Raw genomic sequence first — 517 nt, 5'->3', positions numbered from 1 at the left:
CTCCATGAGCTTCTGATTCAACGCCTTCGACCCGCCATCACGACTCAAATCACCGCCGCCACAGTATTTGCAGACCTCGTTGTCGGGGAATGATGAACGCGGATACTCAACCACAGCCTTCACGTTATTGAGTCGCGGGCAATCCCGATCGACGTGGAGTTTCCGATCCCGGCCGTGGTTATTCACGGTGAGGTAGATCGTTTCGTCGGTCATCCGACCACCTCCGGGTCTGCATCCAACAATGCTTCACGGTGGCCTTTCCCTATGTATGATTCGTAGTTGCGGGTGGTTTGTTCGCCCGCACATCGTCGACACAGTTCTTTGTGGCCTTCGAGGAGCTGTCGGTCTTTCTCGACGACGTTACGCGCACTCGTTAGGCACGGGCAGTCTCTCTCGGTGTGGAGTTTCCTTGCCCCTCCGCCTGCGCCGTTTGTGGCGACGTATACGGTATCAGTCATAGTATCCCTCCGGGGGGTAGGATGTGGGTTGTCCATCCGGTGAAGAGGGCGATGAGGAG

Annotated in this window: 1 protein-coding gene; it reads right to left on the bottom strand. The window is 56.9% G+C overall.

Translation table 11 applies throughout. The features are described from left to right. Positions 1-213 (bottom strand): hypothetical protein (locus tag ABD224_RS29395; RefSeq protein WP_344055388.1); only part of this gene is annotated, 213 nt, incomplete at its 3' end. Between the last annotated feature and the right edge of the window lie 304 nt (positions 214-517).

It is taken from the genome of Streptomyces thermoalcalitolerans (genome assembly GCF_039525155.1).
Taxonomy (GTDB): Bacteria; Actinomycetota; Actinomycetes; order Streptomycetales; family Streptomycetaceae; genus Streptomyces; species Streptomyces thermovulgaris.
The sequence above is the reverse complement of the archived record's forward strand: the minus strand, read 5'-3'. Positions and strand labels throughout refer to the sequence as shown.